7 protein-coding genes are annotated in these 7930 nt (G+C 52.9%); 1 reads left to right on the plus strand and 6 read right to left on the minus strand.

What is annotated here, in order from left to right; all coding sequences use genetic code 11:
• Positions 1–92 precede the first annotated feature (92 nt).
• From LKK83_RS21980 to LKK83_RS22005, 6 genes are all read right to left on the minus strand, one after another.
• The gene (locus LKK83_RS21980) at positions 93–521 is read right to left on the minus strand and encodes a hypothetical protein (RefSeq protein ID WP_324633496.1); all 429 of its coding nucleotides are present in this window, start codon (positions 519–521) and stop codon (positions 93–95) included.
• Between the two features lie 114 nt (positions 522–635).
• Positions 636–1628, minus strand: a complete 993-nt coding sequence (gene secF / locus LKK83_RS21985) for a protein translocase subunit SecF (RefSeq protein WP_324633498.1) — start codon at positions 1626–1628, stop codon at positions 636–638.
• Complete coding sequence (gene secD / locus LKK83_RS21990) at positions 1628–3058, minus strand: protein translocase subunit SecD (protein ID WP_324633499.1); 1431 nt, start codon at positions 3056–3058, stop codon at positions 1628–1630. The genes secF and secD overlap by 1 nt, the downstream gene beginning before the upstream one ends.
• Before the next feature lie 83 nt (positions 3059–3141).
• Positions 3142–4125: an alpha-ketoacid dehydrogenase subunit beta gene (locus LKK83_RS21995; RefSeq protein ID WP_324633500.1), complete on the minus strand. Its 984-nt coding sequence runs from the start codon at positions 4123–4125 to the stop codon at positions 3142–3144.
• Between the two features lie 32 nt (positions 4126–4157).
• On the minus strand, positions 4158–4349 hold the full coding sequence (locus LKK83_RS22000; protein WP_324633501.1) for a hypothetical protein: 192 nt from the start codon (positions 4347–4349) through the stop codon (positions 4158–4160).
• Positions 4350–4808: 459 nt separating this feature from the next.
• A complete protein-coding gene (locus LKK83_RS22005; protein WP_324633502.1) occupies positions 4809–5819 on the minus strand; it encodes a WD40 repeat domain-containing protein in 1011 nt (336 codons plus the stop codon).
• Positions 5820–6310: 491 nt separating this feature from the next.
• On the opposite strand from LKK83_RS22005, the gene LKK83_RS22010 reads away from it, so the two are divergent.
• Positions 6311–7678 carry a TldD/PmbA family protein gene (locus tag LKK83_RS22010; RefSeq protein WP_324633503.1) on the plus strand — a complete coding sequence of 456 codons (1368 nt, stop codon included), beginning with the start codon at positions 6311–6313 and terminating at the stop codon, positions 7676–7678.
• The last annotated feature ends 252 nt before the right edge of the window (positions 7679–7930 follow it).

Raw genomic sequence — 7930 nt, forward strand, 5'->3', positions numbered from 1 at the left:
CAATTATTGCTTATATGCCCTGCCTGACCCACCGAGCTTTACTGACTATTTTACCACTTCTAAAAAAAATTAGCAATGGTTGGGAGTTGCGGTTAATTGGAGCAAATGATTTTCCAGAGGGGATGAGAAGGACCCTGGTGGCGAATGCGGAGGACTTGATTTTGCAGACGCGATCGCTCCTTGTCGGGGAGTCCAAAGAGAATATTGCGACTTTGCCAAACCAAGACACCGAGGGTCATGCCGATACAAATGAGGAGTCCGAGGGTAGGGATGGGGTTGTAGTACAAACTGAAGCTGTAGCGCAATGCGGCCCAGGTAAAGTAGTCGAGCAACTGTTGAATGTCCGATCGCAATGCCCACAAACTCAAAGAACCCACAGTGAGCCATAGGAAAAGGACGAACAGCCAGCGGGCAACCACAGTCATTTCATGCAATCGCTGGACTTGCCCCACGAAGGTGGGATCCTGTGTCAAGGAAGCCAGAGAAGGGGTTGGGTTGGGGGAATCTTGAGAAGGAGTCATGGTGGTGCATCTGTGTAGAAGAGTGGAAAGCGTGTAACTTTCAGCGTTTGTAAGGATGCAACCCGCGCGCCAATTTCTGTACCCTAGGTACAAAAATTGGCAGCATAAGAGGGACTAAATGTCCTTAGATTCCGGTTCGGAATCCACCAGTTCCGGAGGGCCATCGGCGGGAACGGGAATTTTTGACTCTTGACGTTCGCGCCACCAAGCAAGCAGGGTACTGGCGATAAAGATACTCGAATAAGCACCTGCACTAAAGCCGATAATCAAAGCGAGGGCAAAATACTTGAGGGTTTCGCCGCCGAAGAGAAAAATGGCCACCAAAGAGAGCATGGTGGTTAACGAGGTATTGATAGAACGCGAAAGACTTTGATTGACCGATTCATCCACAATATAGTCAATCGAGTGAGTCACTCCTTCGCGCTTGGTGGTTTCGCGGATGCGATCGTAAATCACCACCGTATCGTTAACCGAGAAACCGATAATCGTCAGGAGGGCGACAATGAACAAGCTATCCACTTCCACGCCCAGAGTCAATCCCAAAATCGAGAAAACCCCCAAAGCGATACCCACATCGTGGAACAGGGCGACGATCGCGAATAAAGCGTAATCGAACTGAAAGCGGAAACTGAGATAGAGAATAATGCCGGCGAAAGAGACAACCAGAGCCAAAAGGCCCTTAGCGAACAACTGACGTCCGATAGTCGGACCGACGGTATCGATTTGATTTTTTTCCGGATCGAAAGTCCCCAGTTGAGCTTCGAGGGAATCCACCAGTTGGGTGCGTTCGTCTACATCCAGGGTAGAGGTGCGAATGGAGAGGGCTTGCTTATCCTCGCCGAGCACTTGAATGCTGCTGCTGTTACCCAATCCGCGATCGGCCAAAATATCGCGAACCGTACCGGGGTCAATCGGGTCATCGCAGGCATTGGGAATGGTACAATCCCGTTCTAACTGCAAGCGAGTGCCCCCGGCAAAATCGAGACTGGGACGCAGGGGTGCGCCAATTTGCGTCCAAGAAATCGCCATTGCCAGCAACCCAATGACCAGAGCGATCGCGGAGACACTCCACCACAGCTTGCGCTGTTCGATAACATTTAATCTCATCAACCTGCCTCTGCTCGAGCTTTCTTTACAGTGGATAAATTCGGGCAAAACAGTTGTGGTTTTCGCAGTTCGTCAAAGCCGATCGCGACAAACAAAAGAGAGCGAGTGCAAGTAATTGCCGTAAACATACTCACCACCACCCCAATTCCCAGGGTAAGAGCGAAGCCCTTCACCAGACCCGCACCCAACCAAAACAAAGCCACACAAGCAATCAGAGTCGTCACATTACTATCGAGAATGCTAGAAAAAGCGCGATAAAAGCCGGATTCCACCGAACGATACAAACTCTTCCCCGCGCGCAACTCTTCTCGCGTGCGTTCGAAAATCAGCACGTTGGCATCCACTGCCATCCCAATACTGAGAATAAACCCAGCAATTCCCGGGAGAGTCAACGTTACCCCAAAGATAGAGAACGTGGCCAAAGTCAGCAGAGCATAGATAGCCAGGGCAAAATCTGCCAGTACACCCGGGAGGCGGTAATAAACCACCATAAAAATCAGCACCAAAATCAAGCCGCCGAGGCCGGCATAAATGCTGCTCACGATGCTGTCGCGACCCAGAGTTGCCCCTACGGTGCGGTTTTCCACGATTTCCACCGGCACGGGCAAAGCACCGCCGCGCAATTGCACCGCCAGTTCATTAGCTTCTTGGACGCTAAAGCGACCTTGAATCACCGCCCGTCCGCCAGTAATGCCGGTTTCGGCAAATTCCGGAGGGACAATCGGGGAGCTAATCAACTGGCGATCGAGAAAAATCCCCAGGGTGCGACCGGTTCCGGCGAGACTTTGGGTTAACTCAGCAAAGAGTTTACCGCCTTCGTCATCGAAGTCGAGTCCCACATTCCAATTATCCCCAGCTTGGGCGGGTTGTGGATAGGCATTTTCCAGATTTTTCCCGGTTAACCTGGTTCGTTCGTACAGTTGCTCGTAAAGGGCCTGGATTTGCTCCGACTTTTCCTGCACTGCAGCTTGGGAAGCTGCGAATGCCTCTTCACCGCCAGATTCTTCCAATGCGGCTTGTTCGAGCAATAATTGACTCAGTTCTTGCTGGCGGACGTTGAGTTGTGCCTGCACTTCGTCGTTGGGGGTTTCGCGGCGAAACTCGAGTACGGCGGTGCCTCCGAGGACCCGTTCTGCTTGTTCGGGGTCGCTGACGCCGGGAAGCTGAACCAAAATCTGATCTGTGCCAACGGTTTGGACCACCGGTTCGGATACCCCCAGGGCATCCACGCGGTTTCTGACCACGCTTTGCACCGCTTCCATCACTTCTGGCGTGATTTGCTTGACTTCTTCGGAGGGTCGCACCTGAATGGTAAGCTGCGACCCTCCCTGAAGATCCAATCCCAGGCGTAATGGCACCTGCACCAGCACTGTAATGGCAGCGATGACGAGGACCAAAATTAAGGCCAATAGCGAACGCTGTTTTTTCATAGCTTTACCTGCGGGTAGAGTTTTGAGGTGAGCGTTTGGTTGGGAATTTTCACTCAACGCTCAAAACTCTGCATTCCATAACTTTATATCTGTAGGGCGACCATTTTCTGCACCGCTTCGACGATTTGCGGCGGTTGCACGATGGTGAGTCGCTCTAAGTTTCCATTGTAGGGTGTGGGAATATCCTGGGAGGACAACCGCAACACTGGGGCATCGAGTTCGTCAAAAAATCGCTCGTTAATCGAGGCGATGATTTCTGCGCCGATGCCGCCGGTTTTCATGCATTCTTCTACAATGATGACCCGATGGGTTTTGCGGATGGATTCACCAATGGTGTCTAGATCCAAGGGTTTGAGGGAAATCAAATCGATGATTTCGGGATCTAATCCTTCTTTTTCCATTTGGGGCAAGGCTTGCAAAACGTGGTGACGCATCCGGGAATAGGTCAAGATGGTGACGTCGGATCCGCTGCGCACGATTTCAGCTTTGTCCAAGGGGACGAGATATTCGTCGGATGGCAGGTCTTCTTTGAGGTTGTACAGGAGGACATGCTCGAAGAACAACACTGGGTTGTTGTCTCTAATGGCGCTTTTGAGCAGTCCTTTGGCGTTGTAGGTGGTGGAACAGGCGACGATTTTTAAGCCGGGAACGGCTTGAAAGTAGGCTTCGAGTCTTTGGGAGTGTTCTGCGCCAAGCTGACGCCCTACGCCGCCCGGACCGCGAATCACCATCGGCATTTTGAAGTTGCCACCGGAGGTATAGCGCAACATGCCGGCGTTGTTGGCGATTTGGTTGAAGGCGAGGAGCAAGAAGCCCATGTTCATGCCTTCGATGATGGGTCGTAGTCCGGTCATTGCGGCACCCACGGCGAGTCCGGTAAAGCTGTTTTCGGCGATCGGGGTGTCGAGGACCCGCAGGTCGCCATATTTTTTGTACAGGTCTTTGGTGACTTTGTAGGATCCACCGTAGTGACCGACGTCTTCTCCCAGTACGAATACTGTTGGATCGCGAGCCATTTCTTCGTCTATGGCTTCACGGAGGGCGTTAAAAAAAAGGGTTTCTGCCATCTTCTCAGAGCTGAATGGGTCAAACTTTTATCTTATAGCAGGGAACCGGGAAGGGGAAACAGGGAATCGCGGGAAAAACCATGTAAAGTCGAGGATTTGCGATCGCCCTGTTCGGTTTTCACCCCCGCTTCCACTGCTATTTCTATTTCCAGTGGCCGATCGCCAATCGGGCTGCTTCTGGGGGCGTTTTTCCCTGGGGTGGCGGGCGATCGCTTTCCGTTCATTTTACATTTAAACTGCTTTCCCCCCCTGGCACGCCCTGCGAATTTATCCCCGGTTTTAGGGCAATTCATGCTGTCAAGTTTACCGATAAATTCTCCAAATTCAAAACTCCCCACTCCCGAGAAGGGTAGGGCTAAATCCAAACCTAGCTCGCCGAAGGGGGCTTATTTATTTATGTACTCGGGCAAAAATAATTGCAGAGGGTAGGGTGGGCCTCGCCATTTTCGGAAGTGCCTCGCGCGCCGGAAGTTCTCGTGTCGGCCCACCCTACAAACCTCAATAATCGATGTGCAATTTATTTTGCATGACTGCTTAATAAAGAGTTTTGCTGACCCAAATTCGGTGATGAGTTTATCAGGCGTTTGAAGGATATCTGCAAACGGGGGTTTCCCGGTCATGCTGGGCGGCCAGAAGTTTTTCCCAGGAGAATAGCTTTAATTTCGGTGGAGGAATTATGCAATTTAAGTGTAAGCGGATTGAGCGGCAGTGGCGATGCGCCAGATTTTAATTTCCCCGTCGCTACTGCCGGCGGCGAGGGTGTGACTATCGGGGCTAAAGGCGACGGACATCACGGCGGGGGGGGAAGTGGATTCGCTGTTGAGGGTCGCGATCGCAAAGCCGGTGCGTAAATCCCACAGTTTGATGCTGCCGTCACCACTACCACTGGCAAGGGTGTTCCCGTCGGGACTGATGGCGAGGGAGTACACCACATCGGTATGACCCTCGAGGGTAAGCTGAGGCTGTTGGGGCAGGGTGGAATTTTCCGGAATCTGCCAAATATGGATGTTGCGATCGCCACTGCCACTGGCAAGGGTTCCGCCGTCGGGTCCGATGGCGACGGAATACACGGCATCGGCATGGGCGTGCAGGGTTCCGCTCAAGGTGCCTTTGGGCAGATGCCAGAGTTTGATGGTGTCGTCGCGATGACCGCTGGCGAAGAATTGTCCTTGGGGACTGATGGCGATCGCGTTGACTGGTGCATCGGGCAAGGAGAGGCTTTTTCGCAACTGCCCATCCATCACGCCCCAAATATTAATCGTCCCTCCATTACTATCTTCCACCGGAGGATGAGGCTTCTTGGCGGGGGTGGCAAACAGGGTATCCACAAATGAGTTATCGCTGCCGGTGACGATTAGGGTTCCATCGGGATTGAAGGCAACGGCGGTGACTCGTCCATCTCCACTGAATTGTCCTACGCGCTTGCGTTCCTGAAACTGCCATAGCTCTACGGTTCCATCTGGCGCGCCCACGGCAATTAAGGGCGATCGCGGATTCATGGCGATGCAGTTGACGCCCAAGGGATAACCAAACAAGGTGAAGGCGCGATCGCCGCTGGGTACTTGCAGCAATTTCACTGCACTGTCACAGCTTCCAATCGCGATCGCCGACCCATCGGCAGTAAAGGCGATCGTCGCTACAGGCCCCGATGGCTCAGAGAGGGTGCAAATCAGTTGGGCGTTTTCCCAATCCATCAATCTTAAATGTCCTTAGTATGAGTGACTTAAAACTTGATTCGGGGTACTCACCGCGCAATAATCTAGCACGATCGCCGTCCAAGAGCGAGATAGCCGCTTTTTCCACTGTGCTCCCTTTCCTCCAAGGGCGCAAGGGGCAGGGTTTCTCCGATTGATTTCGCTCCTGATTTCACCCTCAAAGCTTTATTCTACCAGCTATTTTCGGTGCAGGGCAATCGGTCTGCAGCATCCTACCCCAGGGGAATTTCCATTGAAAACTGGGTTGCCGATGGCGCGGATTATCCCCCTCGATTCGCGGTTTGTCTCTCATGGGTTGCGAATCTGGGCACATTGGCTGGAAAAACCCGCTTTCTCATCGCCACTGAACCGACCCGCCGATCCAGGGGCTAACCCTTGCGCCCATCGCGGCGATCTACACTAAAAAAAGGAAATTTTAAATTAACGTTGAGACAAACCCACGAGGAAAAAGCAAGCTGGTGAATAATTCAATGCTCGATCGCTTACGCGATGCGATCGCCCCTTATCGCGATCGCGTGGACTATCTGGAAATCCGCATGGAACAAAGCGAATCCAATTCGATCTCGTTTCGCGGGCCTCGCCTGGACTCGGTGAATCGCAATCTCTCCCTCGCCGGGGGAATTCGCGCTTGCCATAAAGGAGGCTGGAGTTTCGTCACCTTTAACGGATTAACCGAACTGAAAGACCGGATCGAAGAAGCGATCTCCCAAGCGAAACTGATTGGTGAAGGAACCACCGAGTTGGCACCCCTGGACCCGATTGAAGATTATGTGGCGGTGGAATTAGGCCGGGATCCGCGAGGGGTCTCCCTGGAAGACAAGCGGCAAATGGTGGAAACTTACAACCAAGTGCTGCTGGATTTCGACCCGCGCATTCAAACTACGATGTCGAGTTACCGCGATCGCTTCGGGATCTCGTATTTTGTCAATTCCACCGGCACCTGTATTGCCCAAGAACGCTTGAATGTCTCTGGCGGGTTTGGCGCGATCGCGCGCGGCGATGGCGCGGTCGTCCGTCAAGGCTACGAATCCATTCACTCTCGTTCGGATTACGATGCGTTCTCCAATATCGAGGACCGGGTTCGCAGTGCTGCAGAACGGGCGATTCGTCAGTTAGAAGCCAAATCGGTGAAAGGCGGCCAATATACGGTGGTTCTCGACCCCTATCTGGCTGGGGTTTTCATTCACGAAGCGTTTGGCCATCTCTCGGAGGCGGATTTCGTTTACGAAAATCCCCGCATGCAGGAATTACTGCAATTGGGCAAGCCGGTGGCGATCGAACAGCTCAATGTGGTGGATGATGCGACGATTCCCAATCTGCCGGGTTCGCTGAAGTACGATGATGAGGGGGTGCCGGCACAACGCAAGTATTTGATTAAAAATGGGGTGCTCACCCAACGCTTGCACAACCGGGAAACGGCGGGCAAAATGCACGAAGAACCTACGGGCAATGCAAGGGCGATCGGTGCCACTTATCCCCCGATCGTGCGGATGACGAATACGGCGATTGAAGCGGGCGATCGCTCTTTCGAGGAGACTATCCGCGATATCGATGAGGGGGTTTATGCCGTCCGCATGATCGGCGGTCAAACCAATGGCGAAATGTTCACCTTCGCCGCCGCCGAAGGCTACATGATTCGCAATGGCGAAATTGCTGAACCGGTCAGCGATGTGACGCTCACCGGCAATGTCTTCCAAACGTTAAAGGATATCGAGGCGATCGGAAATGATGCGGTTTATCTCAATGGGGGCTGTGGGAAAGGCGGTCAGTCTCCGCTTCCCGTGAGTGTCGGCGGTCCCCACGTTCGCATTAAAAATGTAGTGGTTGGCGGACGATAAGGCTTTTTTCTCTCCCCCCCCTCCTGCGGTTTACCCGGTATTGGTTCACCGCTGTAGCCCACCCCGCTTATCCAGGGGACAAGGGTTTGGGGGGGTTGTCTCGATTCAATCTGGCGACCTGGGCGATCGCAAGTCCTCAGGGGCTAGAGAATGAAGAATTACAGATTAATAATTTCTTCATCAGAAATTAGGGTTGGTAAGGGGGAGAACGGAAACCCTCGTCATTTATGCGTAGGGAGGAGTTCTCCCCCC

Origin of the sequence: Phormidium sp. CCY1219 (assembly GCF_035615515.1) — a bacterium.
GTDB lineage: Bacteria > Cyanobacteriota > Cyanobacteriia > Cyanobacteriales > Laspinemataceae > CCY1219.

Excerpts from the sequence above, each read along its gene's own strand:
- LKK83_RS21980 (WP_324633496.1), bottom strand. The coding sequence starts at position 521 with ATGACTCCTTCTCAAGATTCCCCCAACCCAACCCCTTCTCTGGCTTCC.
- secF (WP_324633498.1), bottom strand. The coding sequence starts at position 1,628 with ATGAGATTAAATGTTATCGAACAGCGCAAGCTGTGGTGGAGTGTCTCC.
- secD (WP_324633499.1), bottom strand. The coding sequence starts at position 3,058 with ATGAAAAAACAGCGTTCGCTATTGGCCTTAATTTTGGTCCTCGTCATC.
- LKK83_RS21995 (WP_324633500.1), bottom strand. The coding sequence starts at position 4,125 with ATGGCAGAAACCCTTTTTTTTAACGCCCTCCGTGAAGCCATAGACGAA.
- LKK83_RS22000 (WP_324633501.1), bottom strand. The coding sequence starts at position 4,349 with ATGAACGGAAAGCGATCGCCCGCCACCCCAGGGAAAAACGCCCCCAGA.
- LKK83_RS22005 (WP_324633502.1), bottom strand. The coding sequence starts at position 5,819 with ATGGATTGGGAAAACGCCCAACTGATTTGCACCCTCTCTGAGCCATCG.
- LKK83_RS22010 (WP_324633503.1), top strand. The coding sequence starts at position 6,311 with ATGCTCGATCGCTTACGCGATGCGATCGCCCCTTATCGCGATCGCGTG.